This is a genomic window from Streptomyces sp. bgisy100, from assembly GCF_057709105.1.
On record NZ_JBYITE010000032.1, the window covers coordinates 1 to 26,517 of the forward strand.

21 protein-coding genes and 3 pseudogenes are annotated in these 26,517 nt (G+C 72.4%); 13 read left to right on the forward strand and 11 right to left on the reverse strand.

Annotated elements, in window-relative coordinates; translation table 11 throughout:
• Positions 1–200, reverse strand: a pseudogene (locus tag AC3EQ1_RS20830) (RNA-guided endonuclease TnpB family protein); the annotation flags it as partial.
• A gap of 217 nt (positions 201–417) precedes the next feature.
• Between AC3EQ1_RS20830 and AC3EQ1_RS20835 the strand changes: the two are divergent.
• The 3 genes from AC3EQ1_RS20835 to AC3EQ1_RS20845 all read left to right on the forward strand — a co-directional run bounded on the left by AC3EQ1_RS20835 (position 418) and on the right by AC3EQ1_RS20845 (position 3,839).
• Complete coding sequence (locus tag AC3EQ1_RS20835) at positions 418–1,356, forward strand: MBL fold metallo-hydrolase (protein WP_432095853.1); 939 nt, start codon at positions 418–420, stop codon at positions 1,354–1,356.
• A 236-nt stretch (positions 1,357–1,592) separates the two neighbouring features.
• Positions 1,593–2,612 carry a phosphotransferase family protein gene (locus tag AC3EQ1_RS20840; RefSeq protein WP_432095854.1) on the forward strand — a complete coding sequence of 340 codons (1,020 nt, stop codon included), beginning with the start codon at positions 1,593–1,595 and terminating at the stop codon, positions 2,610–2,612.
• A 6-nt stretch (positions 2,613–2,618) separates the two neighbouring features.
• Positions 2,619–3,839 carry an acyl-CoA dehydrogenase family protein gene (locus AC3EQ1_RS20845; protein WP_432095855.1) on the forward strand — a complete coding sequence of 407 codons (1,221 nt, stop codon included), beginning with the start codon at positions 2,619–2,621 and terminating at the stop codon, positions 3,837–3,839.
• Positions 3,840–4,028: 189 nt separating this feature from the next.
• On the opposite strand, the gene AC3EQ1_RS20850 is transcribed toward AC3EQ1_RS20845, so the two are convergent.
• The gene (locus AC3EQ1_RS20850; RefSeq protein ID WP_432095856.1) at positions 4,029–5,255 is read right to left on the reverse strand and encodes a helix-turn-helix transcriptional regulator; all 1,227 of its coding nucleotides are present in this window, start codon (positions 5,253–5,255) and stop codon (positions 4,029–4,031) included.
• Between the two features lie 976 nt (positions 5,256–6,231).
• On the opposite strand from AC3EQ1_RS20850, the gene AC3EQ1_RS20855 reads away from it, so the two are divergent.
• The gene (locus AC3EQ1_RS20855; protein WP_432095857.1) at positions 6,232–7,353 is read left to right on the forward strand and encodes an XRE family transcriptional regulator; all 1,122 of its coding nucleotides are present in this window, start codon (positions 6,232–6,234) and stop codon (positions 7,351–7,353) included.
• 203 nt (positions 7,354–7,556) lie between these two features.
• On the opposite strand, the gene AC3EQ1_RS20860 is transcribed toward AC3EQ1_RS20855, so the two are convergent.
• From AC3EQ1_RS20860 to AC3EQ1_RS20870, 3 genes are read right to left on the reverse strand one after another with little or no spacing between them, the layout of a single operon-like run.
• The gene (locus AC3EQ1_RS20860) at positions 7,557–8,150 is read right to left on the reverse strand and encodes a TetR/AcrR family transcriptional regulator (protein WP_432095858.1); all 594 of its coding nucleotides are present in this window, start codon (positions 8,148–8,150) and stop codon (positions 7,557–7,559) included.
• A 32-nt stretch (positions 8,151–8,182) separates the two neighbouring features.
• A complete protein-coding gene (locus AC3EQ1_RS20865; RefSeq protein ID WP_432095859.1) occupies positions 8,183–9,838 on the reverse strand; it encodes a class I adenylate-forming enzyme family protein in 1,656 nt (551 codons plus the stop codon).
• On the reverse strand, positions 9,835–10,602 hold the full coding sequence (locus AC3EQ1_RS20870) for an SDR family oxidoreductase (RefSeq protein WP_351507637.1): 768 nt from the start codon (positions 10,600–10,602) through the stop codon (positions 9,835–9,837). Before AC3EQ1_RS20870 ends, AC3EQ1_RS20865 begins: the two co-directional genes overlap by 4 nt.
• A gap of 148 nt (positions 10,603–10,750) precedes the next feature.
• Between AC3EQ1_RS20870 and AC3EQ1_RS20875 the strand changes: the two genes are divergently transcribed.
• The 5 genes and pseudogenes from AC3EQ1_RS20875 to AC3EQ1_RS20895 all read left to right on the forward strand — a co-directional run bounded on the left by AC3EQ1_RS20875 (position 10,751) and on the right by AC3EQ1_RS20895 (position 16,820).
• Positions 10,751–12,034 (forward strand): exo-beta-N-acetylmuramidase NamZ family protein, encoded by a 1,284-nt coding sequence (locus AC3EQ1_RS20875; RefSeq protein WP_432095860.1) that lies wholly within the window; start codon positions 10,751–10,753, stop codon positions 12,032–12,034.
• Positions 12,035–12,380: 346 nt separating this feature from the next.
• A pseudogene (locus AC3EQ1_RS20880) lies at positions 12,381–13,178 on the forward strand (ABC transporter ATP-binding protein); the annotation flags it as partial.
• A gap of 191 nt (positions 13,179–13,369) precedes the next feature.
• On the forward strand, positions 13,370–14,671 hold the full coding sequence (locus AC3EQ1_RS20885; protein WP_432095861.1) for an ABC transporter permease: 1,302 nt from the start codon (positions 13,370–13,372) through the stop codon (positions 14,669–14,671).
• Complete coding sequence (locus AC3EQ1_RS20890) at positions 14,668–16,104, forward strand: sensor histidine kinase (protein WP_432095862.1); 1,437 nt, start codon at positions 14,668–14,670, stop codon at positions 16,102–16,104. Before AC3EQ1_RS20885 ends, AC3EQ1_RS20890 begins: the two co-directional genes overlap by 4 nt.
• Before the next feature lie 56 nt (positions 16,105–16,160).
• Positions 16,161–16,820, forward strand: a complete 660-nt coding sequence (locus AC3EQ1_RS20895; RefSeq protein ID WP_432095904.1) for a response regulator transcription factor — start codon at positions 16,161–16,163, stop codon at positions 16,818–16,820.
• Positions 16,821–16,953: 133 nt separating this feature from the next.
• Here AC3EQ1_RS20895 and AC3EQ1_RS20900 read toward each other — a convergent pair whose 3' ends face one another.
• Both AC3EQ1_RS20900 and AC3EQ1_RS20905 read right to left on the reverse strand, forming a co-directional pair.
• Positions 16,954–18,291 carry a CAP domain-containing protein gene (locus AC3EQ1_RS20900; protein WP_432095863.1) on the reverse strand — a complete coding sequence of 446 codons (1,338 nt, stop codon included), beginning with the start codon at positions 18,289–18,291 and terminating at the stop codon, positions 16,954–16,956.
• A 249-nt stretch (positions 18,292–18,540) separates the two neighbouring features.
• Positions 18,541–18,830: pseudogene (locus AC3EQ1_RS20905) on the reverse strand (hypothetical protein); the annotation flags it as partial.
• 222 nt (positions 18,831–19,052) lie between these two features.
• On the opposite strand from AC3EQ1_RS20905, the gene AC3EQ1_RS20910 reads away from it, so the two are divergent.
• On the forward strand, positions 19,053–19,664 hold the full coding sequence (locus AC3EQ1_RS20910; protein ID WP_432095864.1) for a hypothetical protein: 612 nt from the start codon (positions 19,053–19,055) through the stop codon (positions 19,662–19,664).
• A gap of 36 nt (positions 19,665–19,700) precedes the next feature.
• Here AC3EQ1_RS20910 and AC3EQ1_RS20915 read toward each other — a convergent pair whose 3' ends face one another.
• Entirely contained in the window at positions 19,701–20,279 is a 579-nt protein-coding gene (locus tag AC3EQ1_RS20915; RefSeq protein ID WP_432095865.1) for a hypothetical protein, read from the reverse strand.
• Between the two features lie 237 nt (positions 20,280–20,516).
• On the opposite strand from AC3EQ1_RS20915, the gene AC3EQ1_RS20920 reads away from it, so the two are divergent.
• Positions 20,517–21,962 carry an amidase gene (locus tag AC3EQ1_RS20920; protein ID WP_432095866.1) on the forward strand — a complete coding sequence of 482 codons (1,446 nt, stop codon included), beginning with the start codon at positions 20,517–20,519 and terminating at the stop codon, positions 21,960–21,962.
• A gap of 197 nt (positions 21,963–22,159) precedes the next feature.
• Here AC3EQ1_RS20920 and soxR read toward each other — a convergent pair whose 3' ends face one another.
• Positions 22,160–22,621 (reverse strand): redox-sensitive transcriptional activator SoxR, encoded by a 462-nt coding sequence (gene soxR / locus AC3EQ1_RS20925; RefSeq protein WP_432095867.1) that lies wholly within the window; start codon positions 22,619–22,621, stop codon positions 22,160–22,162.
• Positions 22,622–22,759: 138 nt separating this feature from the next.
• Between soxR and AC3EQ1_RS20930 the strand changes: the two genes are divergently transcribed.
• Both AC3EQ1_RS20930 and AC3EQ1_RS20935 read left to right on the forward strand, forming a co-directional pair.
• Positions 22,760–23,221 carry a MaoC family dehydratase gene (locus tag AC3EQ1_RS20930; RefSeq protein ID WP_432095868.1) on the forward strand — a complete coding sequence of 154 codons (462 nt, stop codon included), beginning with the start codon at positions 22,760–22,762 and terminating at the stop codon, positions 23,219–23,221.
• Positions 23,222–23,358: 137 nt separating this feature from the next.
• Positions 23,359–23,745, forward strand: coding sequence for a VOC family protein (locus AC3EQ1_RS20935; protein ID WP_432095869.1), 387 nt, complete (start codon positions 23,359–23,361; stop codon positions 23,743–23,745).
• 138 nt (positions 23,746–23,883) lie between these two features.
• Here the strand turns inward: AC3EQ1_RS20935 and AC3EQ1_RS20940 are convergent, their stop codons facing one another.
• Both AC3EQ1_RS20940 and abc-f read right to left on the reverse strand, forming a co-directional pair.
• Positions 23,884–24,567, reverse strand: coding sequence for a CatB-related O-acetyltransferase (locus AC3EQ1_RS20940; RefSeq protein ID WP_432095905.1), 684 nt, complete (start codon positions 24,565–24,567; stop codon positions 23,884–23,886).
• A 217-nt stretch (positions 24,568–24,784) separates the two neighbouring features.
• Complete coding sequence (abc-f, locus tag AC3EQ1_RS20945) at positions 24,785–26,404, reverse strand: ribosomal protection-like ABC-F family protein (protein WP_432095870.1); 1,620 nt, start codon at positions 26,402–26,404, stop codon at positions 24,785–24,787.
• Between the last annotated feature and the right edge of the window lie 113 nt (positions 26,405–26,517).

Genomic DNA, 26,517 nt, shown 5'->3' on the forward strand with positions numbered 1-26,517 from the left:
TGAGCCGGTCCGCACGTCAGCTTCTCCCCGGTGCCCTGAGCTGCCTGGTGGACCTGCTGGGACTTCGCGACGCACTCATTCCACAGCCAGCGGCACCGGTCCCACTCGGCTTCGAGCGCACGCCGGGCCGTCACCGACAGGCGAACACGGAAGGTGTACCGGGCGTACCCGGCGTTCCCCGTCCTCGCTTCCGTCGTCATGCACCCGAACCTATCCGGGAGGACTGACAGTTGAGCCCTATCGATCTTTACGGTGTTCCTCACCAGCGCGGACGGCGGACGCCGAATCGCCCGGCCGCGATTCGGCTTTCCCTGCCCCGCTCCGCGGGAAGCCGGATTCCTCCCCAGGCTGAAGCCTGTGGCATCCTCCGGGAGATCCGGTGACCGCACACCGGCAGCCGGACCAGGGAGGACACCCATGACGGGGAACAGCACGGCCACCGAAGCGACCGGCACCGAGCCGTACACGGTCCCGCTCGCGCCAGGTGTCCACGCGTTCGTGCAGCCCGACGGCGGCTGGTGCCTGAACAACGCCGGTTTCGTCAGCGACGGTTCCCAGACCCTGCTCGTCGACACGGCCGCGACCGAGCGGCGGGCCCTGCTGCTGCGGGACGCAGTACTCGGCAGCGGCGCGCCGCTCCCCCGGACCGTGGTCAACACCCATCACCACGGGGACCACACCTACGGCAACTGCGTCTTCACCCCCGAGGCCACGGTCGTGGGCCATGTCGCCTGCCGTGCGGAGACCCTGGCGGCGGGGCGGCAACTGCACGCCCTCTGGCCCGAGGTGGACTTCGGCGACATCCGCGTCACCGCGCCCACCGTCGGCTACACCGACCGGATGAGCTGCCGGGTGGGGGACATCGAGGTGGAGCTCATCCACCCGGGCGTCGCCCACACCCCGGGCGACAGCATCGTCTGGCTGCCGCGGGAGCGCGTGGTCTTCACCGGCGACCTCGTCTTCCACGGCGGCACGCCGTTCTTCGCCATGGGGTCGCTGGACGGTTCGCTGCGGGCCCTGGAGCTCCTGCGGGAGCTGGACGCACGGACCGTGGTGCCCGGCCACGGCGCCGTGACCGACCCGGGGGTGTACGACGGCATCGAGCGGTATGTGCGGTACGTCGCCGACCTGGCGGAGCGCTCCCGCGCCGCGGGCCGCACGCCGCTGGAGGCCGCGCGCTCGGCGGACCTCGGGGAGTTCGCGGAGCTGCGGGAGAGCGAGCGGCTGGTCGCCAATCTGCACCGGGCCTACGCCGAGCTGGACGGTCAGCCGCCGGGGGCACCGCTGGACGTGGCGGCCGTGTTCGGCGACATGACCACGATGAACGGTGGCGTCCCCGTCTCCTGTCACGCCTGACCACGGGTCCCGCGCCGCTCCACGACTCACCCGCCCACTCTCCGGCTCCTCGTCCGCAACACATGTCCCCGGCGTCGGCGACGCCCGGCGCAGGCGACGCCCGGGGCGGGCGGCTCCGGTGGGCGACGGTCGAAGAAGGCCGGGGTCACCGATCCCACAGGGCGGACCACTGGACTCCATACCGACTGGTCGGCATGATGAGCGCATCCGACTGCCCGATGGAGGAGTGTTCCCCGATGAGTCACGACCACCCGCCCGGTCTCGACCTCGAGCGTCTGCGGGCCCACCTGGACCGCGAGCGCCCCGGCCTGGTCGGCGGACCGCTCGGCGCCGAGCTGATCGAGGGCGGCCGGTCGAACCTCACCTACGCGGTCACCGACGGGACCTCCCGCTGGGTGGTCCGGCGTCCGCCCCTGGGCCACGTCCTGGCGACCGCCCACGACATGCACCGCGAGCACCGGGTGATCAGCGCCCTGCACCCGACCACCGTCCCCGTCCCGGAGCCGCTGCTGCTCTGCGAGGACGAGACGGTCATCGGGTCCCCCTTCTACGTCATGGAGTTCGTCGAGGGGACGCCGTACCGGACCGTCGAACAGCTCGCCCCGCTCGGCCCGGAGCGCACCCGCGGTGTCGTCCTCGGTCTCGCCGACACCCTGGTCGAGTTGCACTCCGTCGACCCGGCGGCGGCCGGGCTGGCCGACTTCGGGCGGCCCGAGGGCTTCCTGGAACGCCAGTTGCGCCGGTGGGGCAAGCAGTTGGACGCCTCGCGCAACCGCGACCTGCCCGGCATCGACGAACTGCACGCCGCGCTCGGGAAGGAGCTCCCGCGCTCCCCCGCCCCGGCCGTCGTCCACGGCGACTACCGGCTGGACAACGTCCTCGTCGGCGCGGACGACCGGATCACCGCGATCCTCGACTGGGAGATGTCCACCCTCGGCGACCCGCTGACCGACCTGGGGCTGCTGGCGATGTACAGCAGCCTGGACCTGCCCGGCTCGCCGGTCAGCACCACCGGTGGCGCCCCCGGCCACCCCGAGGCGTCCGAACTGATCGAGCGGTACGCGGCGGCGTCCGGGCGCGATGTCTCGGCGATCTCCTGGTACACGGCGTTCGCCTGGTTCAAGCTCGCGGTGATCCTCGAGGGCATCCACTACCGCTTCACCCTCGGCCGGACCGTGGGCGCGGACTTCGACCGGATCGGCCCGCTCGTCCCGGTCTTCATCGAGAGCGGCCTCACCACCCTTCAGGAGGGCTGAGCACCCATGGACTTCGCTTTCGACTCCCGCACCGAGGAACTGCGCGGGAAGCTGCTCGCCTTCATGGACGAGCATGTGCTCCCGGCCGAGGAGACCGCCGAGGAGCAGCGCGCCGGGCTCTCCTCCCCCTGGCTCACCCCGCCGGTCGTGGAGGAGCTGAAGGCCGAGGCGCGCCGGCAGGGGCTGTGGAACCTGTTTCTGCCGGACAGCGAGTACGGCGCGGGGCTCACCAACCTCCAGTACGCGCCGCTCGCCGAGATCACCGGCCGCAGCCCGCACCTGGCCCCCACCGCGCTGAACTGTGCCGCGCCGGACACCGGGAACATGGAGGTGCTGGCCCAGTTCGGCAGCGAGCAGCAGCGGAAGCAGTGGCTGGAGCCGCTGCTGGCGGGCGAGATCCGGTCCGCGTTCGCGATGACCGAGCCCGAGGTGGCCTCCTCCGACGCCACCAACATCGAGACGCGGATCGAGCGGGACGGTGACGCGTACGTCATCACCGGCCGCAAGTGGTACATCTCGGGGGCGATGAACCCGGACTGCGCGGTCTTCATCGTGATGGGCAAGACCGACCCGGACGGCGAGGACATCCGCCGCCAGCAGTCCATGGTGCTGGTGCCGCGGGACACCCCGGGTGTCGAGGTCCGCCGGGCCATGCAGGTGTACGGGTACGAGGACCACTCCCACGGGGGCCACGCCGAGGTGGTCTTCGACGGTGTGCGCGTCCCGGCGGCGAACCTGATCGGCGAGGAGGGCGGCGGCTTCGCGATCGCCCAGGCCCGGCTCGGTCCGGGCCGGATCCACCACTGCATGCGGCTGATCGGCATGGCGGAGCGGGCGATCGAGCTGATGTGCCACCGGGCGGTCTCCCGCACGGCCTTCGGCAAGCCGCTCGCCGCGCAGGGCCAGGTGCAGGAGTGGATCGCGGACGCCCGGGTCGCAGTGGAGCAGCTGCGGCTGCTGGTGCTCAAGACGGCCTGGCTGATGGACACCGTCGGCAACAAGGGCGCGCACACCGAGATCCAGGCCATCAAGATCGCCACCCCGCGCACGGTGGTGGACATCCTGGACCGGGCGGTGCAGCTGCACGGCGCGGGCGGGGTGAGCCAGGACTACCCGCTGGCGGAGCTGTGGGCGGCGGCCCGCACGCTGCGGCTCGCGGACGGGCCGGACGAGGTGCACCAGCGGTCGCTGGCCCGCCGGGAGCTGAAGAAGCACAGCGGGTCGTAGGCACTCGGTCGGTCATCCGGCCCGGATGACCGACCGCTGGGCGGTACGCCGTCGGCCACTCGATGGCCGCCCGCGCTGGGCGGTCGTCGGGGGCTTTCGGCGTTTCCGATTACGCAGCGTCGCAGAGAAACGGACACTACTACCCATGAGACCCCGGCCAGCTCAGGGACGCCGGTATACTCAGCGTGATCACTGCTGAGGCTGGATCTCAAGAGCGGTGAGCCCCTGGTACGCCTCGCGGAGATCCGGTGCTTCGGGCAGTTGCCGGGCCTCCACAGCCTTGACGACTTCCAGCGCACGCCAATAGTTGGACGGCACGATACGGCCGGACAGAATGGCGCGCTGGGCAGTGTCGCACGCTTCGTCCAGCCGTTCGCCACCTAGCAAAGTCAGAGCCAGGTCGATATTTGCGGACGCGACACGACGCGGCCATTTGTGAATGTCATTAGCGGGGGCAAGTCTGGCAATCACTTCTCTCGCGTAGGTCTCTGCTGTCGGATCTCCGACCCATGCCAGAGTGGTTGCGGTGTACGCCAATGACTTACTGGGGTCGTACTGATAATGATGCTCCTTTCTCTTTCGCGGAGTGAGTGCCCCCGACATTTGCTGGACGCGCTTTATGGCATCGTAAGTCTCCGCCCGCTCTCCGAGACGCGCTCGCGCCCTTCCTTCTTGGGCAGTCGCCTGAATGGCGACCGAGCTTCCTGCCGGGGCTAGCTGCTGAGCTACCTGGGATAGTTGGAGCGCGCGGCTATAGTCTCCATCCGTGAGAACTCGCCAAGCGTCCGTCTCGTAACACCACGCCTCAATTTCTCGGAACTCGGCGTGTCGGGCAAGCGTGGCTGCTGTCTGCAATCGTGCCGTAGCAGCGTGATCCTGGCTGAGATCAATATGGAGCGTGGCGCCCAAGAGCTGAAACCAGCCACCAACGATATATAGGCGACGCTGTTCAGCGAGGGTCATACGTTCGGTCATGAGCTGTGCCACGTAGGCGGAATGCTTCCGTACACGCTCCAGCAATTCTTGGGGCGGAGAAACTGGGTACTTCATGGCCAACTCGTCAAAGGCGTTTTCGAGTCGCCTCAAGGTCTCCTTTCCTACATCGCTTGCCCCCACTCGCCGCGCCAGTTCATAGGCGTCGAATTCGTCATCGCTGGCCGGAGGTGTGACAGCAAGCCAGGTATTAGGGAGTTGCGGCGGCGCATAGGTGTCCGGGATCAGTAGCGTGTCGAGTGTGCCAGCGGTGATGTCCAGAACCTTAGCGATCTTTGGCCTTTGCCAAGGTTGAGGGTCGGTCTTTCCATTCTCCCAGCGCTGAACGGTAGAGCGGTCCACTCCGACCGCTTCCGCAAATTCCTCTTGACTGAATCCGCATGCTTTCCGGTGCTCCGCCAACCGACGCCGCTTGCTGGTCATCCTGGCCCGTCCTCTCCCGTCCGGGTGTCTGCCCTGGTCAGCGTAGCCAGTGCGGCCAACTTGCGGCATCACTGCGGCCTTTCTGCCGTGGCGCTGCCCTGGCTCGCACGGTTCCGTGGGCGGACTCAAGTACCCCCGCGTCGCGGCGAACGTCCGGGGGCGTGGCCATCAACCCCGGGAGGTTGACGACATGTTCCACGCGGCAGCTCGATTGCTCAGGCTGGTGCTCAGGCTCTTACTGCCCGCTGAGGGGCGCCATCGGATCACGACGGATGCGCTACCGCCGCCCCTGGCCACTGAGCCCGCCGGCAAGCCCCGCGTACCCGCGCTGAGCGGTGAGGACCTTGGGCTTGTCCGGCCCTGCCTAGCCGCTCACGAGCGGCACGTAGCGGCGCGACGGCAGCGTCGGACGCTCGTGCTTGCCACCACAGGTGTGGAGCTTCCGGAGGTGCCTCAATGGCCGTAGAGCCCAACGAAGTACAGAAGATGCTGCCGGAACTGGCTGGCCAATTGGAGCCCACGCCCGTGCCCGGCTGTGCCGGTTGTCTGGAACTGGCGAAAATGCGGGACCGCGCCCGTGAAGTCGGGGATTCCGTGAGCGTGCACTACTGCAACGAATACCTGCGGAAGCATCCCGAGGACCACTAATGCCGACAGCCCCGAAAAGGCGGCATACCCCCCGCAGACAGCCCCGGAAAGCATCAAAGCCTGAACCCGCAGATCCGACTAACTCGGCGTCCTACTGCGGAATGTGCACCGGGCACCGCGAGATTTGGTGTGACGGGTGCCACGGGTTCACTGGGTGCACCCGATGCAAGCAGACCCGCAAACGTCCTTGCCCTGTGTGCGTCGGCGGAGACGCGGGGGCGCATCAATTGGTGAGCCGCACCCGGCCCACCTTCCTCCAACCAAGGAGAAGCACAATGACGGCTACCACAAACCGACTGTTATTCACGTGGCTCGAAGTCACTGGGCTTTGCAACGAGTTCTGCAATCACTGCCGGTCCGGCTCGACGCCACTACGCTGAGCAGACAGGCCCTGTTCGGCGAAGAGGGGGACGACCCGGTGCGACGCCGCGAACTCCTGGCCACCCTGGCCGGAGCCACCACCAGCGCGGTCCTCGGACCTCCAGCCGCCGGACACGCTCCGACAAGGCCGAGCCTGTCCGGGCTGGAAGACCTGCTGCTCCACCGGCAGCACGGCGAAGCCCTCGCCTCGGACCCCACTCCGTCAACCGTCACCGCGGCGGTGAACGCCTCGCGAGGGGACTTCAGCGCCTGCCGGTACGACACCCTCGCCCGCGCACTCCCGGCCCGGATCGTGCTCGCCCAAGCCCTCGGCGCCGCCGGTCACCCGGAGCAGGCGGCAACCGCGGTCGCCGAGCTCTACAGCACCGCAACCCGGCTGTGTATCAAGCTCGATGAAGACGGCCTGGCCGCCGTCACTGCCGACCGGGCCCGCACCGCAGCACTTGGCGGCGCGGACGCACTCACCGTGGCCGAGGCCCACCGTATGGTCTCGTCCGTCTGGCGCCGTCAAGGGCACTACGCTCGCGCCACCGATGTTGCCGTCACTGCTGCCCAGCAGCTGACCGGCGACCGTGCCACCGACGAAACCGAACGGCTCTCCGTCCAGGGCAACCTCTATGCCACCGCCGCCTATACCGCAGCGAAGCAAGGCGACCGGCACACCGCACACGCCCTCATTGCCGAGGCCGAGGCCACCGCTGGGCAGCTTGGCCGCGACGCGCTGCTCCGTGGCACCACCTTCGGGCCCAGCCAGGTTCTCCTTCATCAGGTATCGATCAGCCACCTGATGGGCGACGCAGGCCAAGCCATCGAGCACGCCCGCCGTATCGATGCTGCCGCCCTTCCCACCACCGAACGCCAGGCCCGTTACTGGATCGACGTGGCCCGGGCCTTCGACCAATGGGGTAAGCCCGACCGCTGCTTCCGAGCCCTCCTGGCTGCCGAACGAGCAGCGCCGCAGGAGGTCCGCCGCGACTCGGTCCGGACCATGGCCGCCGGGCTCATGCGGCACGATCGCACCCTCCCCGGCGTACGGACGTTCACCCAGCGCGTCGGCGCCCTCGCCTGACCGGAGTCGCAGCGACCTCTCGCGCTGAAGGAACTCGGGCACCGGAAAGAACATGCCCACCCTGCCGCAACGTCCGATCTGCCGCTGAGCCGCACGTTCGGCTCGACAGCTCTGGATAACGCTGAGGCCGACACAGAAGGGGCCCATGGCGCGGAGCCGACGGGCCCCGGAACTCCTCCCGCGCCCGGCGGGCCGCCGGAGCCCTACGGCCGCAGCGCCCGCAGCAGCAGATCGGCCAGGTGGTCGGCGACCTGCTGCGGGGTCAGCGGGCCGTCCGGGCGGTACCAGCTGGCGAGGTGGTGCACCGACCCGAAGTGGTAGTCGACCACCAGGTCGGCGGGGGTGGCCGTGCTGAACACCCCGTCCTGCTGGCCCTCCTCGATGAGGGCGCGGAACCGCTCGTGGTAGCGCCGCCGCTCCGCCCTGACCTGCTTGTTCTTCTCCGGGCTGAGCTGGTGCATCGAGCGGAAGAAGATGGTGGCGTCGTCGAGGTGCTCGATGGTGGTGATGACGACATCGGCCGCGGCGCCGCGCAGCCGCTCGGCCACCGGGGCGTCGGAGTCGGCGAACGCGTCCAGCCGCTCCTGCTGGAGTCGCAGGACCCGCCCGTAGATCTCGTGCAGCAGGTCGTCCTTGGAACCGAAGTAGTGGTAGAGCGCGCCCTTGGTCACTCCGGCGGCCTCGACGATCTCCTGGACGGAGGTCCGGTCGTAGCCGCGTTCGGCGAAGAGGCGGGTGGCGGCGGCCAGCAGCCGCTGCGGGACGGGTGTCCCATTGCCCTCCGTCGTTCTGGCCATCACCGCCACCTGCCTCTCTGCTCGCTCGTCGGTCATGCGCGGGAGCGCAGCTCCCGTCGGAGGATCTTCCCACTCGTGGTCTTCGGCAACTCGGGCAGGACCTCGACCTCGCGCGGGTACTTGAACGCGGCGAGCCGGTCCTTGCAGTGGGCGGCCAGTTCCTCGGGGGTGGTGTCCTCCCCCGGCCGCAGGCTCACATACGCCTTGACCGATTCGCCCCGGTAGGCGTCGGGCACCCCCACGACCGCGGCCTCGCGGACCGCGGGGTGGGTGTAGAGGACGTCCTCCACCTCGCGCGGCCACACCTTGAAGCCGGACGCGTTGATCATGTCCTTCTTGCGGTCGACGACGTAGAGCCAGCCGTCGGGGTCCATGAAGCCGATGTCGCCGGTGCGCAGCTCGCCGTCCGGGATCGCGGCGGCGCTGTCCTCGGGGCGGCGCCAGTAGCCGGGGATCACCATCGGTCCGCGGACCGCGATCTCGCCGTGCTCGCCCAGGGGCACGTCCGCGCCGTTCTCGTCCACGATCCGGACGACCGTGTCGGGGCCGGGGACGCCGACGGACAGCGTGCCCGAGACCGGGTCGACGGGCGCCTCCCGCTGGGGCGGGACACTGGCGCAGGGCGCGGTGCACTCGGTGAGGCCGTAGCCGTTGCGGATGTACGGGCCGAACCCCGCGCGGAACTTCTCGACCAGCGCGGGCGGCAGCGGCGCCCCGCCGGAGGAGATCATCCGGAAGGAGCCGAAGTGGTCGGGGGTGCAGCCGGGGTGGGCGGCCAGGGCCATGAAGGCCGTGGACGGGCCGACGGTGTACGCGGGCCGGTGTTCGGCGAAGGCGTCGAGGACGACGCCGGGCTCGAAGCGGTGAGCCAGCGCGAGGGTGCCCGCGCCGACGAGCGAGGCGGAGAGCTCGCAGACCAGGCCGGTGATGTGGAACAGCGGGGCGAGCGCGAAGATCGTGCTGCCGTCGGGCAGATCGCAGCTCGTGCGCTGGCGCTCGGCGTTGTACGCGATGTTGGCATGAGTGTTCATGGCGCCCTTGGGGGTGCCGCTGGTGCCCGAGGTGTAGCTGATCAGGGCGATGCCGGAGGAGTCGGGGTCGCGTCCGGCGGGTGCGGCGAGCCCGGAGCGGGCGGCGGCGAGCAGGTCCTCGGCGTCGTCGGGTACGGGCATCCGCTCGCCCCCCAGCACCCGCTCGTCGTTCCGGGTCTGGAGGTCGAAGTCGCTGGTGGTGAAGGCGATCCGGACCGGTGAGCCGGCCGCGGTGTCCCGCAGGAAGCCCTCCCAGGCGCGGTCGGCGCAGACCAGCGCGGTGACCTCGGCGTCGGCGAGGACGTGGGCGACCTCGCGCTCCTTGTACATCGGGTTGACGGGGACGACGGTGCCGCCCGCCTTCCACGCGCCCAGCAGGGCGAGGGCGAACTGCGGGACGTTCTGCAGGACCAGGGCGAGCCGGTCGCCGGGGGCGAAGCCGCGCTCGGCGAGCCGGCCGGCGATCCCGTCGGACAGCTCGTCGGCCTCCCGGTAGCCGATCCGGCCGTCGAAGTAGCCGAGGGCGGTGCGGTCGGGGGCCCGGCGCACCGCCTCGCGGAAGGCGTGGAGCACGGTCTCGGGAGGGTCGGCCGGGGCCAGCTGGGCGTCGGACAGCCGGCCGAGCCACGGCCGGGCGGCGTACGGGGAGCCGCTCATCGCGCCACCTCCTCCCACTTCTGCTGGAGCTGGTTCATCCGGTTCAGCCAGCGGTCGGGGTCGCCGGTGCGGGCGCTGGAGAATCCGGCCACCTCGGGGTGCGGCAGGATCAGGAAGCGTCCCTCGGCCATGCCGGCGAACAGCGCGTCGGCGACCTGCTCCGGCTCGATGGCGGTGGGCGCCAGGACGAGGTCGCCCGCGCTGCCGGTGGCGCTGAGCATGTCGGTGCGCACACCCTGCGGGCAGACCGCGTGCACCTGGATGCCGCGGTGCCGGTAGGTGAGGGAGAGCCACTCGGCGAAGGCCAGGGCACCGTGCTTGGTGACGCTGTACGGCGCGGCGCCGATCATGGTGAGCAGTCCGGCGGCGGAGACGGTGGAGACGAAGCGGCCGCTGCCGCGCTCCAGCCAGTCGGGCAGCAGCTCCCGGGCGGCTCTGACGTGCGCCATCACATTGACGTCCCAGGCGGCGGCCCACACCTCCTCGTCGGCGTCGGCCCCGCCGCCCGAGGCGAGCCCGGCGTTGGCGCAGTAGACGTCGACGGTCCCGTCGAGCGCCTTCCGGGCGGCGGACACCACGGCGGAGGCGTCGCCGGGGAGCGCGATGCCCCCGATCTCGCCGGCCACGGCCGCGGCCTTGTCCCCGTCGAGGTCGTTGACGACCACCCGGGCGCCCTCGGCGGCGAACCTGCGGGCGAGGGCGGCTCCGATGCCGCCGCCCGCGCCGGTGACGACGACTCCGGCGTCCTGAAGGGTCTGCACGATCGTGGCTCCTTCGACTCGACTGCCCCGTGGACAAGGCAGCAGACTAACCAGTCGGTATGTTGTGGGGAAAGGGGTCGGGGCAAGCCGGTGCGGCAGGCCCGGTCGCGGTCGTTCCGTCCTGCGCACGACGGCGCTACCGTGCGCGGACATGCGGACATCTGAAGCGAGCCTTTCCCGGCGGAGCCTGCTGGCCGGAACCGGAGCCGCGGGAGCGGCCGTCGCCGGAGCAGCCGCGGCCGGCCCGGCGTACGCCGCGGCGGAAGCCAGGGGCGGCGGGGTGCGGACGGGATTCGACCGGCTGGCGGCGGCCGGCTACCGGCTGCTGGAGGGGCAGCGGGTCGGTGTGGTCACCAACCCGACGGGGGTGACGCGGGAGGTCCGGCACATCGTCGATGTGATGCACGCCGACGAACGGGTGAATCTCACGGCCGTGTTCGGTCCGGAGCACGGCTTCCGCGGCACCGCGCAGGCGGGCGACTCCGAGGGCCGCTCCGTGGACCCGGCGACCGGACTGCCGGTCTTCGACACCTATCTGAAGAGCGGTCAGGCACTGGCCGCCGTCTTCACCGAGTCCGCCGTGGACACGGTCGTCTTCGACATCCAGGACGTGGGCGCCCGCTTCTACACCTACATCTGGACGCTGTACGACTGCATGGTGGCGGCGGTCCTGGCCGGCAAGCGCTTCGTCGTCCTGGACCGGCCCAATCCGGTCACCGGGCGCGGGGCGTACGGGCCGGTGCTGGACAAGGCGTTCGCCACCTTCGTCGGCCGGGAGCCGATCGCCCAGGCGCACGGCATGACGGCCGCGGAGCTGGCGCTGCTGTTCAACGCCGAGTTCGTGCCCGGGGCCGCCGGGCGGGCCGTGGAACTGGCGACGGTGTCCCTGTCGGGGTGGCGGCGCACGGACTTCTTCGACGCCACCGGCCTGCCCTGGGTGCCGCCGAGCCCCAACATGCCCACGCCGGAGACCGCGCTGGTCTACTCGGGGACCTGTCTGTTCGAGGGCACCAATCTGTCGGAGGGGCGCGGCACCACGCGCCCGTTCGAACTGCTCGGCGCCGAGGGCATCGACCGGCGGTGGGCGGAGGCGGCGAACGCGCTCGGGCTCCCCGGTGTCCGCTTCCGCGAGGCGTACTTCACCCCGACGTTCTCCAAGTTCCAGGGGAAGACCGTCGGTGGCGTCCAGCTGCACGTGGACGACCGGGCGGCGTACGACCCGGTGCGCACCGGGATCGGTCTGCTGGTGACCGCGAAGCGGGTGTGGAGCGGCTTCGCCTGGCGCCCGGACCACTGGATCGACAAGCTCACCGGATCGACCGCGGTACGCACGATGATCGACGCGGGGGCCGGTACGGACGAGGTGGCCGCCGCGTGGGCGGACCGGCTGGCGGAGTTCCGGGCCGTGCGCAGGCGGTACCTGCGGTACCGGTAGCGGGCGCGCGACACCCGGTGGGCGGGTCTCCGGGACCGGTAGCGGTCCGCACCACGCCGGTGTACGCGAGTCCCCGGTACCCGTACGGGTTCCACGGCTCCGGTGCGCAGGCCCTCCCGGCGCGGCTCCTCCGGCTCGGGGGCGCAGGCCTTCGTACCGGTGGGCGGCTCCCGGACGGCGTATGCGCGGCCGGGTCCGGCAGCGCGTCCCGTCCGGCGGGCCAGGGGATTCGGAAACTCCGAACCCCGGACTCGGGTGGCTGCCCCAGTGCCCTGCTGACCTGCTGCTTCGTAGATTCGAAAGCAGCGTCGGCAGTGGGTGCCGGCCACCCGAGAGAGGCTTGCCGATGCCCGGATCCGCACACGGCCGGACCGTCCCGCCGGACGCGCTGCACCTGCAGGAGGTGACGCGCCGTTACGGGCGGGGCGCCCGCGCCGTCCACGCGCTGCGGGGGATCGACCTGCGGCTGCCGGTCGGCAGTTTCACCGCCGTCATGGGCCCGTCCGGATCGGGCAAGAGCACCTTTCTGCACTGTGCCGCGGGGCTCGACCGGCCCTCGTCGGGCTCGGTCCGCCTCGGCGGGCAGGAGCTCTCCCGGATGCGGGAGCGCCGGCTGACCCGGCTGCGCCGGGCCCGGATCGGCTTCGTCTTCCAGGCGTTCAACCTGCTGCCGGCGCTGACGGTTGAGGAGAACGTGCTGCTGCCGCTGCGGCTGGACGGCCGGCGGGCCGGGCGGGACGCGGCGGCCCGCGCGCTGGCGGACGTCGGACTGACCGGCCGGGCGCACCACCGGCCGGGGCAGCTCTCCGGTGGCCAGCAGCAGCGCGTCGCCATCGCCCGGGCCCTGATCACCCGGCCCGAGGTGGTGTTCGCGGACGAGCCCACCGGTGCGCTGGACACCGTGACGGCCGCCGAAGTCCTCGGCCTGCTGCGGGACTCGGTCGACCGGATGGGCGCCACCGTGGTGATGGTGACCCATGACCCGGCAGCCGCTGCCTGGGCCGACCGGGTGCTCCTGCTGGATCAGGGGCGCATCGCCCAGGACCTGCGGCCGGAGCCCGGCACGGCCCGCCACGAGCGGCGGCGCGAGGCGGAGGCCCGGCGGATCGCCGCACGAATGCGGGCTCTTGCCGCACCGCAAGCGCCCGCAGACGGGCTCCGGATGACCGGCGAGGACCGCGAGGCCACCGAGCCCCGGAAAGCCACGGAGACCCACCAGACCACCGAGCCTCGGGAAGCCACAGAGAGCCGCCAGGCCGCAGGGACCCGGGAAGCCACAGAGACCCACCGGACCAGCGAGCCCCGGCAGGCCACCGGGCCCCGCGAGGCCGTCGTATGACCACCGGTCTCGCCCGTACCTCGCTGCGGTCCCGGCCGGCGGCGGCCGCCGGGGTGTTCTCGGCTTTGGTCCTCTCCGCCACGGTCATCACTGCCTGCACCGCGGTGCTGTTCTCGGCCACCGCCGGGCCGCGCTCCCGCCAAGGAGACGAACTGGCCCTGATGGGCGTGGGTTTCACCCTGGTCGCCGTCTACCTCTCGGTGTTCGTGACCGGCCAGGTGACGGCGCTGGCCGTGGCACAGCGGCAGCGCGAGACGGCGCTGCTGCGGACCGTCGGCGCCGACCCCTGGCAGATCCGGCGGATGGTGGCCACCGAGGCCCTGCTCACGGCGGTGCCCGCGCTGCCCGTCGGCTACGGGCTCGGGGTGCTGCTGGCCCGCTGGTGGTTCGGGGCGATGGCGGATCAGGGGCTGGTGCCGGAGGGGGTACGGCTGACCGTCGGTCCGCTGCCCGCCCTCGTCGCGGCCGGGGTGCTCACCGTCACCTCGCTGCTCGGCGGGCTGTCGGCAGCCCAGCGGGCCGCCCGTTCCCGCCCGTCCGTCGCGCTCGGTGAGGCGGCAGGGCCCGCGGGCGGGGTGACCGTCGTCCGGGTGCTGCTCGCCTTCGGTGCCCTGGCGGGTGCGGTCGCGCTGAGCTCGGCCGTCGCCGCCGGCCCCGCGGACCGTGCGGCGGAACGCGTTCCGCTGCTGCTCCTCCTGTATCTGGTGGCCGTCGGGCTGGCCGGTCCGGTGCTCGGCCGGGTCGGGTGCACGCTGCTCGCCGTCCCCTTCCGGCTGTTCGGCGCTCCGGGCGTCCTGGCGGTGGCCAACAGCCGAGCCCGGGCCCGCCGGCTGTCGGCGGCGATCACCCCGGTTACCCTGGTCGTCGCCTTCATCCTGGCCAAGCTCGGTACGACGGCCGGCCGCGCCGCCCCGTCCTGGACCGACCTCTTCGCCACCGCTCTGTACGCCGGGTTCGCCGGGCTGGCTGCGGCGAACACCCTGGTGATGCTGATCCTGGAGCGGCGCCGCGAGATCGCGCTGCTGCGGCTGGTGGGGGCCGGGGCGGGCCAACTGCTCCGGATGGTGCTGCTCGAAGGAGTCATCGTGTCGGGAACGTCCCTGGTCCTGGGTGCCGCCGTGGCGACCGCGGCTCTGGCGCCGCTCGGCGGGACGGGCGGCGCCACCGCCCCCTCGGGCCTGCCCGGGGAGGTCCTGGCCGGGCTCGCCGGAGCGGTGGCGCTGCTGGTGCTGCTCTCCTCGGTCCTGCCGTCGGTACGGTTGCTGACGGCCCGTCCGGCCACGGCGGCCACCGCGTGACCGCGCGGGAGGGGGCCGTCGGAACGGAGACCGCGGCAGCGGAGGAACGCGCCGGTGCGGCGCGGCCCGCACGGCCGACCGGTGACGCACCCACCTCCGGGCCCGCCGGGAAGACGCGCCGCGGGACCGGTTCCGCCGACCGGACGGGCGGGCTGCTGCGCCTGCTCGGTGTTCCCGTCGGCCGCGGCGACTGGCGGGAGCTCGCCTTCGCCCTGCTCCTCGCCCCTTTGGCGGTGCTCGGCACCGCCCTGACCTACCCGGTGCTGGTCCTGGCACTGCCCCTCTCGGTGACCCATCTGGGGCTGCCCCTACTGGCCGGCGTCCTCACCGTCGGCCGGCGCCTGGCCGGTGTCCACCGTTTCCTGCTGCGCGCCCTGCTCGGCGAGGACATCCCGGCGCCGCCCCCCGTGGAGCGGGGCCGGACGGGCGCCGTCCGCGCCGCGCTCACCGACGGCACCGGCTGGCGGGCCGTCGCCCACCTGCTGGCGGCGCTGCCGCTGGGCCTGCTGCTCCTGGCCGTGGCGGTCGGCCTCCGGCTCTACGGCCTGGCCGGCGTCCTCTATCCGCTGTGGTGGCGGAGCGTCAGCGCCGACGGGCACCGGGGGCTGAGCCTGGGCTCCCTGGCCCTGGACACCTGGCCACGCATTCTGGCGGTCGCCCTCGCCGGCTTCTTGGTCACCGCCCTGGCCGGCTGGTCGGGCCGTCGGCTGCTGGTGCTGGTCCGGTACGCGGGGCGGGCGCTGCTGGGGCCCAGCCGGCTCTCGGACCGGGTGCGGGACCTGGAGGAGACCCGTGCGCTGGCCGTCCAGGACTCGGCGAGGACCCTGCGGCGGATCGAACGGGATCTGCACGACGGCCCCCAGGCCCAGTTGACCGCGGTGACGATGTCGCTGGCCTCGGCCCGCGGCAGGCTGACGCCGAGCGGCCCGGACGGGGCGGTCGCGCCGCAGGACCTGGAGCGCGGCCGGGAGCTGGTCGAGCACGCGCTGGACACCGCCCGCACCGCCGTGACCCAGCTGCGGGACCTGGTCCGCGGCATCCACCCGCCGGTGCTGGACACCGGGCTGGACGCGGCGCTGGAGACCCTGGCCGCACGCACCGGTGTCCCGGTGCGGCTCCGGGCGCATGTCCCCGGTCCGCTGCCCGAAGCGGTGGCCACCATCGCGTACTTCTGCGCGTCGGAGCTGCTCAGCAACGCGGCCCGGCACTCCGGTGCCGAACGGATCGAGCTGACGGCGGAGCGCCGGGACGGCCTGCTGACCCTGCGGGTGCACGACGAGGGGCAGGGCGGGGCGGTGACCGTGCCCGGCTCGGCGGGCGGCGGCAGCGGCCTGGCGGGGCTGGCCGAACGGGTCCGCACCGTCGACGGCCGGCTGCTGATCAGCAGCCCCCGGGGCGGGCCGACCACCGTTACCGTGGAGCTTCCCGTATGACCGTGCGCCGGCCGGCCACCGGGCCGGACACCCCCGCCGACTCCCAGGGAACCGCCATGCGCATCGTGATCGCCGAGGACGCCGCGGTGCTGCGGCACGGCATGGTCCAACTGCTCACCGAGCGCGGACTGGAGGTGGCCGCCGCGGTGGCCGATGCCGACGGGCTGTACGCCGCCGTCGCCGAACACACGCCCGACGCCATCGTGGCGGACATCCGGATGCCGCCGGACCACACCGACGAGGGTCTGCGCGCCGCCGTCGCCCTGCGGCTGGAGCACCCGGGGCTCGGGGTGCTGCTGTTCTCCCAGTACGTCGAGACCCGCTACACCGCGCGGCTGCTGGCCGGCGGAACCAGCGGCGTCGGCTATCTGCTCAAGGAACGGGTCTCCGACGTCGACGAGTTCGTGGACGCCGTCCACCGGGTCGGGACCGGTGGGACCGCGCTGGACCCCGAGGTCGTGTCGCAGTTGCTGTCGGCCGGCCGGGACAGCGGTGGCCTCGGCTCCCTGAGCCCGCGGGAGGACGAGGTGCTGGCGCTGATGGCCCAGGGCCTGACCAACGCGGCGGTGGCGCGCTCGCTGGGCATCACCCAGCGGTCGGTCGAGAAGCATGTGGCGGGGATCTTCGCCAAGCTGGGGCTGCCGCGCACCGACAGCGAGCACCGTCGGGTGCTGGCCGTGCTGCGCTATCTGGGGGCCTCGCCCGCCCGGCCGTGAGCCGCGGGGCCGTGAGCCGCGGGGCCGTGAGCCGCGGGGCTGTTGTCCCGGTGAGGTGCCGTTGTCCTCGTGAGGGGCCGGGCAGCGTACGTCTCCGGCGGGCCCGGTCCCGCCGGAGACGTACGGACGCGTGCTACACGCGGGACCCGAAGTACTGCGCCCACCAGGGCCCTTCCGGGCCGTTGTGCACGCCGACGCCGATCTCCCGGAAACGGCAGTCAAGGATGTTGGCCCGGTGCTCCGGGCTGCGCATCCAGGCCTGCGTCACCTCGGTGGGCGTCGCGTAGCCGCGGGCGATGTTCTCCCCGAGGTCGGTCCACTGGTGGTAGCCCGTCCGCATCGCGCGGGTGCTGGGCCGCGATCCGTCGGGACCGGTGTGGGACAGTCCGCCCCCGTCGGCCATGACCCCGGCGTACTGCTCGGCGGCCTGGGTCAGCGGGGCGCTCACCTTCAGCGGCTGGCAGCCCGCGGCGGTCCGCTCCTTGTTGACGAGCCGGACGACCTCACCGGCCGCCTCCTGCTCGGAGGCGTCGGGCTTTCCGGCGGCCTCGTCCGCCACCGGCCCGGCCTGCTCCTTCGCCGGCTCCTTCGCGGGCTCCTTGGCCGGTTCCTTGGCCTGCTCCTCGACCGGTTCCTTCGCGGCCTCCTTCGCCGGTTCCTTGGCCTGCTCCTCGACCGGTTCCTTCACGGGCTCCTGTGCGAGCTCCTCCTTCGCCGGTTCCTTCGCGACGGGCTGCGGGGCCGGAGCAGCCTCCGGGGCGGACGGAGCGGCGGAGGCGGACGGCGCGGCTGGCGCGGCCGAAGCGGACGGCGCGGCCGAAGCGGACGGGGCGGACTGCTGCGGTGGTTGCTGCGCGGCCGCGGACTGCTGCGGCTGCTGTTGGGCGGGGGCGGCACTCGCGGTCCCCGCCGAGGGGTCCACGGACGGCCCCGCCGAGGGGGCAGCGGACTGCGGTTCGGCGGACGGTACGGCGGGCGCGTCCGCGGGCCGGTCGACCGCGGGCAGGGTCACATACGGCCCGTCGGACGGGGCGGACGAGGCGGAGGCGGAGGGCGCCGGCGCCGGCGCCGGCGTGGAGGCCTGCGCCGGGCTCTGGCCCGTCGCGGCCGGCGGCGCGGGCCGGTCGGCGGGCGGCTCGGCGGGCGGGGGGCCGGCCGGGCCGGCGGCGGGCGCCGCCGCCGGGGAGCCGGGCTCACCGGGAACCGGGTCCGTGTCGGAACCGCCGCCGGGGACGGACGGCGCGGCGGGCGCCTTCGGGCCCTGCGGCACCGCCGACTCCTGTGCGGGACCGGCGCTCCGGCCGGAGGCGGGCTGCGGTACGGGGCGAGCCCAGGCCTCGGCCGGGACCCCCCAGGTGGCTGCCAGGACGACGGCGGCGGGGACGATGAGCCGGAGGGAGGCGGTGCCCTTCCGGTGCGTGTGGCGTCGGGCGGCCCGACCGGACCGCTGACCAGTGCTGTGGATGACCATGGCTCATCCATAACCGGGGCGGCTACCCCCTGCATCCACGCGAGTCCAGATGGGTCATCGGACAATGGTCGACACTCCGTCAGATCGGTGACCGATCCAGCCGGACCACCCGCCGGAGGCCGCGGACGGCTCGCCCGGTCCGGCGCGTTCCCGCAGTTCGGAGCGGCCCTGCGGCGGGCCGAACTCCGCATGGCCCGGACGGCGTTCCACCGTCCGGGCCACTGGTCGGGAGCATGACCCGATGGAGTGTCAGCTCCGGCCAGGGAACTCCACGACGTGCTGGAAGGCCGGCCGTTTCTGCCAGTGGACGGTGTCCTGGGTGATGCCGCCCACCGGGCGGTGGATGATCGCGTCCGCGCACCACTGGTCGCCGGCCTTGCAGTCGGCGTCGCCCGGGTGGACGTCGGCGGGCTCTTCCCGGCCGCCTGCTTCAGCGCGCCGAGCAGGGTGTCGCGGCAAGCGCCCAGGTCACCGGCGCCGCAGTACGACTTCGCCGGCTTCCCCTTGACGGGCTGTCCGAGGACCTGCCTTAGGCCCCGGAAGGGGCACACGACCCAGGCCGGAATGCCTGGACTTCAGGCAAGGGAGCACGTCAATTGCGGTACGCCACAGCCGGAAGACGAGCAGCCGTCACCTCTTCTGAATCACCACGAATACCGGAGAACGCCACGGGTACGCGGGACAACAGTTCGATGGATCCGGATGGGGGTGCCGTACGTCCATTCCTCATCGCCGAAGTACCAGCGACGGAGGTGGCAAGGATGGCCGGATTCAGAAGTCTCGCGGAGCATGTGCGCGACCCCCGGGTCGAGACCCGTCGGCGGCGCACCGCACTGCGCAAGTGCCTGGAGAAATTCGCCCCCTACGGACACCGGGCGACCTGGCACCATCTGTGCGCCCGGGCCGGAGTCGGCACCGAGGACCGACAGGCCGACCCGGGGCGGCTGGTGGCCGCACTGGAGGAACTGGAGGAGGCCCGGACCGTGTGGCTCGCGTACGAGGTGGAGTTCGCGGCCCGGCGCCGGCGCGAGAAGCACGAGGGCATCAGGAAGCCCGTCCCCCTGGACGACTGGCACCGCTGCACCTGGGGCGGGTGCGGCGTGGCCTGGTGCGACGACCCGCTGGTCCATCCGTCCGCTCCCCTGCCGGACGTGCTGCGCCGCATCATCGGCGCGCTGGAGTCGGAGGCGGGCACCGCGTGCCCGGTGTGCGCCACGGACCGGATCGTGTGGCGCGGCGGCCTGGACCACCATCCGAGTTCGGGCCCGGTCTGCACCGGCTGCGGCATCGTCGTACCCGAACCCGCGCTGACCGTCGAGGCGCTGGCCGAGGCCAAGAGATCCAGACTCGGCACGCTGGCCACCGCTTCCTGACGCCGGGAATACCCCGGCACGTCCCGCCCCGGACCGTCACGCGGCAGGCGCGGACCCGTCAGCCCGTCCGCCGTCGTACTCGGCGTCGGAGCCGGGCAGCAGGACGTCGGTGTGGATGGCGAGTTTGAACTCGGCCAGCGTGACGGGCACGGCGATCCGCCGGTCGTCGCTGCCCCGCGCGGTCACCTTCAGACCGACCGGCGTGCCGCGCTTGACGGCGAACTGCCACATGTAGGTGCGGAACTGGCTGCCACCGGTGTGCGCGGAGTCGCAGGTCCCCGTGGAGTCGTACCCGGTGCTCTGGCCGAGCGGGTCCCGGACGAACCGGGCCCGGAACTCGCTCGGCCGGGTGTCGGGCTGCCAGATCACCATCGCCGACAGCACACCCCAGCCGTCGTGGCTGGGGTGGATGAGCCCCGACCGGGCGTCGGGGTACACCGACGGCTCGCTCCCGCCGTGGGCCGGATCGTGCATGCCCCAGGGGTCCGTCGACTCGCCGGTCCGGCCGTAGGGGAAGCGCACCAGGTGGTACCCGTCGGAGTCGTAGCTGATCCGCTGGGGGCCCGTCCCGGAGGTCCCCAGATCCCACTTGAGCGAACAGACGACCAGGCTCATCGGCCACCCCTTCTCCACCGGTCACGGGACCGGTCCGGACGACGTCCCCGCCGGCCCGGCGCTCAGCCGGCCCGGCACTCCCGTCGGCCCCGAGCTCCTCCGCCGGCTCGTCCCGGCCGGCTCTGGGACGGTGATGCCCGGTCACAGGTCCGTCAAGCCCGCCGGGCCCCCCACGGGTCTGGTCGTTACCGATCGGTAGTGGGAGGATTCCCGTCCACGCGCGAGAGGACGGACGGCATGGCCGAGCTGCACGATCTGACAGCCCTGGAGCAGGCGGACGCGATCCGGGAGGGCACGCTCTCCCCGGTGGAGCTCACCGAGCACTATCTGAGCCGCATCGACCGGCTCGACCCGTCCCTCGGCGCCTACATCACGGTCACCCCGGAGATCGCGCGCAAGCAGGCCGCCGACGCCGAGAGCGTGGCCGTCGCGGCCCGCCGGGACGGCCACGGCCTGGCGCCGCTGCACGGCGTCCCGGTGCCCGTGAAGGACCTGAGCATGGTGGCAGGGGTGCGCTGCACCTTCGGCTCGGAGGCCTTCCGGAACCACGTCCCGGAGGTCGACGACCATGTGGTGACCAAGCTCCGCGCGGCGGGCACGGTCATGCTCGGCAAGACCAACACCCCCGAGTTCGGGCTCCCCTGCTACACCGAGAACCGGCTCGCTCCCCCGGCGCGCACCCCGTGGGACCTCGACCGGTCGGCGGGCGGATCCAGCGGCGGCGCCGCCGCGGCGGTGGCGGGCGGCCTGGCGCCCCTCGCGCACGGCAGCGACGGAGCAGGCTCGATCCGCATCCCGTCCTCGGTGTGCGGGCTCTACGGCATCAAGCCGAGCCGGGGCCGGGTCAGTTCGGGGCCGACCCTGCACGACATCAGCGGACTGAGCACCTCCGGACCCGTCGCCCGCACCGTGGCGGACGCGGCGGCGCTGCTGGACGCGCTGTCCGGCCCCATGCCCGGCGACCCGTACGGCGCTCCGGGCCTGCCGCCGGGCGAGACCTTCCTCGGTCACGCCCGGCGGCGGCCGGAGACGCGGCTGCGGATCGTCTCGCTGCTCACCCCGCCCGTGCCGGGCGTGGAACTGCACCCGGACTGCCGGGCCGCGGCGGACGGCACGGCGGCGCTGCTGCGGGAACTCGGCCACCAGGTGGACGAGTTGGAGCTGCCGGTCGACGACACGGTGCGGCAGGCGTTCGCCGCCGTCTGGGACGTGATGACCCTGGCCCGTCCGGTACCGGCCGACGCGGAGGAGCACCTGATGCCGCTCACCCGCCATCTGCGGGAGCGCGGCGGCCGGGTGTCCGCGAAGTCCTTCGCGGACGCGCTGTACGCGTTCCGGATGCTCGGCCAGATGGTCGAGGACGTGCTGCTGACGGCCGGAACCGGCTACGACGTGATCCTCACCCCGACCCTGGCCCAGCCGCCCGCTCCGGTCGGCGGCCAGCGCAACGACGCGGATCCCGAGGCGGAGTTCGCGGCCATCACCGCGTTCACCCCGTTCACCCCGCTCTACAACGCGACCGGCCAGCCCGCGGTCAGCCTGCCGCTGCACTGGACGGAGAGCGGGCTGCCGGTCGGCGTCATGCTCGGCGGCCGCTACGGCGCCGAGGCGACACTGCTCTCCCTCTCGGCGGAGCTGGAGGAGGCCCGGCCGTGGGCCGGGCGGCATCCTGCCATGTGGTGAGGGGCGGACGGACGGGGAGGCGTTCCGGAACGGCGATCCTCACTCTGCCGTCCGGAAGCGCGAGTGGCAGCGCAGCGGAACGGCGATGCAGTGGAGTGACAGGGCAGCGGCGGACGCGCATTCCGAACGCCACCCGGCCCCCGGCCCGGCCCGGAATCACCGCGCCGACCAGCAGCCGGGCCCGGGCCGCCCCGTGCTCAGCGCTTGCGCTCGGCCAGCAGGCGGGAGCCGCTGCCCTGCCGGCCGACGGTGTCGTCCGGGTTCGACAGCACACAGGTGTCCAGCGACAGGCACCCGCAGGCGATGCAGTCGGTCAGGTGGTCCCGCAGCCGGTTGAGCTGCTGGATGCGGCGGTCCAGTTCGGAGCGCCACAGCTCGGAGAGCCGGGCCCAGTCCTCCCGGTTCGGCGTGCGCTCCTCGGGCAGTTCGGCGAGGGCGTCCCGGATGGTGGCGAGCGGGATGCCGACGCGCTGCGCGGCCCGGATGAACGCGATCCGGCGCAGCGCGTCTCTGCTGTACCGGCGCTGGTTGCCCGGGGTCCGGCGGCTGCTGATCAGCCCCTTGGACTCGTAGAAGTGCAGCGCGGAGACGGCCGCGCCGCTGCGGGCGGACACCTGGCCGACGCTGAGTTCCTGGACGTCGCGGGGAATCTGGGGCACAGCGTCCAAGCGTACGTCGCCACGCCGCGGCACCCGTCGGCGGACGTTGACAGCGGAGCCCTGTCGCAGCATGCTGAGCAACTGCTTAGTACGCACAGTTGTCGGATGCCGGATGACGGATGTCGGTGGAGGTACGAGATGGCGGACCCCCGGGTCTTCGGGTCGCTGGACGAGCTGCGGGCGGCGGTCGGCGAGCAGTTGGGCACGAGCGACTGGCTGGAGGTCGACCAGAAGCGGATCGACCTGTTCGCGGACGCGACCGGCGACCACCAGTGGATCCATGTGGACTCGGAGAAGGCCGCGGCCGGACCGTTCGGCACCACGATCGCCCACGGCTATCTCACGCTGTCGCTGCTGCCGGCCCTGGTGCCGCAGCTGATGCGGGTGGACGGCGTCCGGATGGGCATCAACTACGGCGCCAACAAGGTCCGTTTCCCCTCCCCCGTGCCGGTCGGCTCCCGCCTGCGTGCCACGGGGAAGATCGCCGAGGTGGCCGAGGTGACCGACGGCGTGCAACTGACCACCGTGGTGACGGTGGAGCGGGAGGGCGGCGACAAGCCGGTCTGCGTGGCGGAGACGGTGAGCCGCTTCTATCTTTGACGGCCGCACCGCTGTCCGCGCCGCATCGCCGTTGTTCGGCTTCGTTGTTCGGCTTCAAGGACCCTGCCGCACCGCCGAACACCGCGATTGGCGTGTGGCCTGTGGCGAACCCGCACCACCCGACCGGAAGGCCCCACATGGCCAGTAAGTTCACGGAGCTTGCGATCGACTGTGCCGATCCCCGCGGTCTCGCCCGGTTCTGGTGTTCGGTCCTCGACTACGAGGTGCAGGACGAGGACGACGGACTGGTCACCATTGGCTCGCCCATGGCGCCCGAAGGCAAGCACCGCCCCGGCCCGGTGCCACCGACGTTGACCTTCGCGAGCGTGCCCGAGGGCAAGACCGTCAAGAACAGGCTCCACATCGACGTCAACCCGACCGACAGGGAGCAGGACGACGAGGTCCGTCGCCTGCTCGACCTGGGTGCCCGACGGGCCGACGTCGGCCAGGGCGATCAGAGCTGGGTCGTCCTCACCGACCCGGAGGGGAACGAGTTCTGCGTCCTCGCGGGCCGCCACCCCTGATCGCAGACCGCCCACCGCGCCGCGCCGAACCTGCGGCGGGGCGCGGTGGCGGCGGTGAAGCCTTTCGGCCTCACCGCACGGAGCTCTTCCCAGCAGGGGACCGGCCTTCGCAGGGCCCGTTCGTCCTCTGCCGCGCGTTCAACGGCCCGGCGGCGGGTCCTGACGCGCCTCCGCCGCCGTCTGTCCGGCCGCCGCCGTCTCCAGGTCGTCGACGCTGCCGGACATGATCGTGCGGAGGTGTTCGGTGATCTGCTGGAGCGGCCAGTCCCACCAGGCCAGGGCCAGGAGGCGGTCGACGTCCGCATCGCTGTAGCGGCGGCGGACGAGACGGGCGGGGTTGCCACCGACGATGCCGTAGTCGGGGACGTCATCGACGACGACGGCCCCGGAGGCGATGATCGCTCCGTGACCGATGCGGACACCGGGCATCACCGTGGCGCGGTAGCCGAACCAGACGTCGTTGCCCACCACGGTGTCGCCCCGTCCGGGCAGCCCGGCGATGAGGTCCATGTGCGCGGCCCAGGAGCCGCCCATGATGGGGAACGGGAACGTCGAGGGGCCGTCCATGCGGTGGTTGGCGCCATTCATGATGAACCGCACGCCCTCCCCCAGCGCGCAGAACTTCCCGATGACCAGCTTCTCCGGCCCGTAGTGGTACAGCACGTTGCGGGTCTCGAAGGCGGTCGGATCGTCGGGGTCGTCGTAGTAGGAGAACTCTCCGACCTCGATCAGCGGCGAGGTGACCAGCGGCTTCAGCAGCACCACGCGCGGCTGGCCGGGCATCGGATGCACCACGGTCGGGTCGGCGGGAACAGGGGACATATCGGCGGGAACAGGTGACATTGCGTGTGTCTTCCTTCCTGAAAAGGGCGAGATGACTGTGGGGCCGGGGCCTCCGGCAGGGCGGCTGCGGACCTCAGGCGTCGGGGGCCTCGGACTGGGGGCCTCGGGGCGCGGACCTCACCTCAGGCCGCGACCTCGAGGCCGAGCAGCCCTCAGGCCGCGGACCTCAAGGCCGTGCCCCTCAAAGCCGTGCCCCTCAAGCCGTGGCGCCGGACTTCGCGTTCGCCGGCAGTTCCAGGTGGGTGCCCTGCCAGCGCCGACGCAGCCGGCGGTCGTGGCTGACGACGACGAGGGCGCCGTTGTAGCCGGCCAGAGCGGTTTCCAGTTCCTCGGTGAGGGCGGGCGAGAGGTGGTTGGTGGGTTCGTCGAGCAGCAGGACGTCCGAGGGCTCGCTGAGCAGTCGGGCCAGAGCGAGTCGCTGCAGCTGCCCGGTGGACAGCCGGCCTACCGGCACCGTGAGCTGGTCGCGGGCGAACAGGCCGAGGGACAGCAGCCGTTCGGCGTGCTCCGCGGCCTCCCCCGCCCGTCCGCGGGCGAAGGCGGCCAGCACGGTTTCGTCCGGTTCCCCGGGACGCGGCTCCTGGGGGAGGTGGCCGATCCTGCCGCGGCGGGTGACGCCCCCGCTGTCGGGGGCGACTTCGCCGGCCAGGACGCCGAGCAGGGTGCTCTTGCCCGCTCCGTTCGCCCCCGTGATCAGCAGATGTTCGCCCGCCGCGACGGTGAGGCTCGTGCGGTCGAGCCGGTCGGTGACGGCGACGTCGGCCGCGTCGAGTACGGCGCCCCGCACGCGGCGGGCCCGCAGGACGGGGGTGAAGCGCAGCGGCTCCGGCGGGGCCGGGACCGGGTCGGCGAGGAGGCGGCGCAGCCGTTCCTCGGCGTTGCGCACCCGGCCGGCGAGCGACTGCTGCACGCGGCCGGCCGCCCGGCCGTAGGCCATCTTGTTGCGGTCCTTCATCGGACGGCCGGGGGCCACCTGACGGGCGGTGGTCGCGACGGCCTCGCGCTGCCGGTCGATGTCGGCCCGCCACTGGTCGTGCGCCTGGACCCAGCGCTGCCGGGCGGCCGTCTTCTCGGCGAGGTAGCCGGTGTAGCCGTTGCCGTACCGGACGACGCGGCGGCGGTCGGCGTCCACCTCCAGCAGGCCGGTGGCGACCCGTTCGAGGAAGAGGCGGTCGTGGGAGACCGTCACCGTGGTGCCCCGCCGGGTGCGCAGGTGTTCCTCCAGCCAGTGCAGGGCGGCCTCGTCGAGGTGGTTGGTCGGCTCGTCCAACAGCAGCACCTCCGGTGAAGCCGCCAGGACGGCCGCCAGCCGCAGCCGGACCTGTTCTCCGCCGGACAGACTGCCCGCGGTACGGTCACGGCCCACCAGCCCCAGGCCGAGGCCGTGCAGCGCACGTTCCACCCGGGCGTCGGCGTCGTAGCCGCCGCGCAGCTCGAAGACGGTCATCAGTTCGCCGTATTCGGCCAGAACGGACTCGTCGCCCTCGGCCATCGCGGCTTCCAGACGGCCCATGCGCCGCTCGACGGCGCGCAGGTCGCTCAGGGCCCGGTCGATGATCTGCCGGACCGTCACTCGGGGGTCCAGGCGCTCGTCCTGGGCGAGGTAGCCGACGCCGCCGGCCGCCTGGACGACGATCTCGCCCTGATCGGGGCGTTCACGCCCGGCGAGCAGGCGCAGCAGGGTGGTCTTGCCGGATCCGTTCTCACCGATGATCCCGGTGCGCTCGCCCACGGGGAGCGAGCAGGTCACCGAGTCAAGGACGAGCCTGTCGTTGAAGGACTTGCTGACGGCGAGCGCGGTGATCTGTGCAGGCATACAAAAACTCCGAAGCATTCGGGGACGAGACGGCCGTCGAGGGCCGGATGGTCGGGCGAACGCTTCGAATGAGCATCGATCACTCCACTAGTGCGACAACTGATGCGTTAAGA

What these genes read in the sequence shown, in the direction of transcription:
- AC3EQ1_RS20835 (WP_432095853.1), top strand. Translation starts at nt 418, where the DNA reads ATGACGGGGAACAGCACGGCCACCGAAGCGACCGGCACCGAGCCGTAC.
- AC3EQ1_RS20840 (WP_432095854.1), top strand. Translation starts at nt 1,593, where the DNA reads ATGAGTCACGACCACCCGCCCGGTCTCGACCTCGAGCGTCTGCGGGCC.
- AC3EQ1_RS20845 (WP_432095855.1), top strand. Translation starts at nt 2,619, where the DNA reads ATGGACTTCGCTTTCGACTCCCGCACCGAGGAACTGCGCGGGAAGCTG.
- AC3EQ1_RS20850 (WP_432095856.1), bottom strand. Translation starts at nt 5,255, where the DNA reads ATGACCAGCAAGCGGCGTCGGTTGGCGGAGCACCGGAAAGCATGCGGA.
- AC3EQ1_RS20860 (WP_432095858.1), bottom strand. Translation starts at nt 8,150, where the DNA reads ATGGCCAGAACGACGGAGGGCAATGGGACACCCGTCCCGCAGCGGCTG.
- AC3EQ1_RS20865 (WP_432095859.1), bottom strand. Translation starts at nt 9,838, where the DNA reads ATGAGCGGCTCCCCGTACGCCGCCCGGCCGTGGCTCGGCCGGCTGTCC.
- AC3EQ1_RS20875 (WP_432095860.1), top strand. Translation starts at nt 10,751, where the DNA reads ATGCGGACATCTGAAGCGAGCCTTTCCCGGCGGAGCCTGCTGGCCGGA.
- AC3EQ1_RS20885 (WP_432095861.1), top strand. Translation starts at nt 13,370, where the DNA reads ATGACCACCGGTCTCGCCCGTACCTCGCTGCGGTCCCGGCCGGCGGCG.
- AC3EQ1_RS20895 (WP_432095904.1), top strand. Translation starts at nt 16,161, where the DNA reads ATGCGCATCGTGATCGCCGAGGACGCCGCGGTGCTGCGGCACGGCATG.
- AC3EQ1_RS20900 (WP_432095863.1), bottom strand. Translation starts at nt 18,291, where the DNA reads ATGGTCATCCACAGCACTGGTCAGCGGTCCGGTCGGGCCGCCCGACGC.
- AC3EQ1_RS20910 (WP_432095864.1), top strand. Translation starts at nt 19,053, where the DNA reads ATGGCCGGATTCAGAAGTCTCGCGGAGCATGTGCGCGACCCCCGGGTC.
- AC3EQ1_RS20915 (WP_432095865.1), bottom strand. Translation starts at nt 20,279, where the DNA reads ATGAGCCTGGTCGTCTGTTCGCTCAAGTGGGATCTGGGGACCTCCGGG.
- AC3EQ1_RS20920 (WP_432095866.1), top strand. Translation starts at nt 20,517, where the DNA reads ATGGCCGAGCTGCACGATCTGACAGCCCTGGAGCAGGCGGACGCGATC.
- AC3EQ1_RS20930 (WP_432095868.1), top strand. Translation starts at nt 22,760, where the DNA reads ATGGCGGACCCCCGGGTCTTCGGGTCGCTGGACGAGCTGCGGGCGGCG.
- AC3EQ1_RS20935 (WP_432095869.1), top strand. Translation starts at nt 23,359, where the DNA reads ATGGCCAGTAAGTTCACGGAGCTTGCGATCGACTGTGCCGATCCCCGC.
- AC3EQ1_RS20940 (WP_432095905.1), bottom strand. Translation starts at nt 24,567, where the DNA reads ATGTCCCCTGTTCCCGCCGACCCGACCGTGGTGCATCCGATGCCCGGC.
- abc-f (WP_432095870.1), bottom strand. Translation starts at nt 26,404, where the DNA reads ATGCCTGCACAGATCACCGCGCTCGCCGTCAGCAAGTCCTTCAACGAC.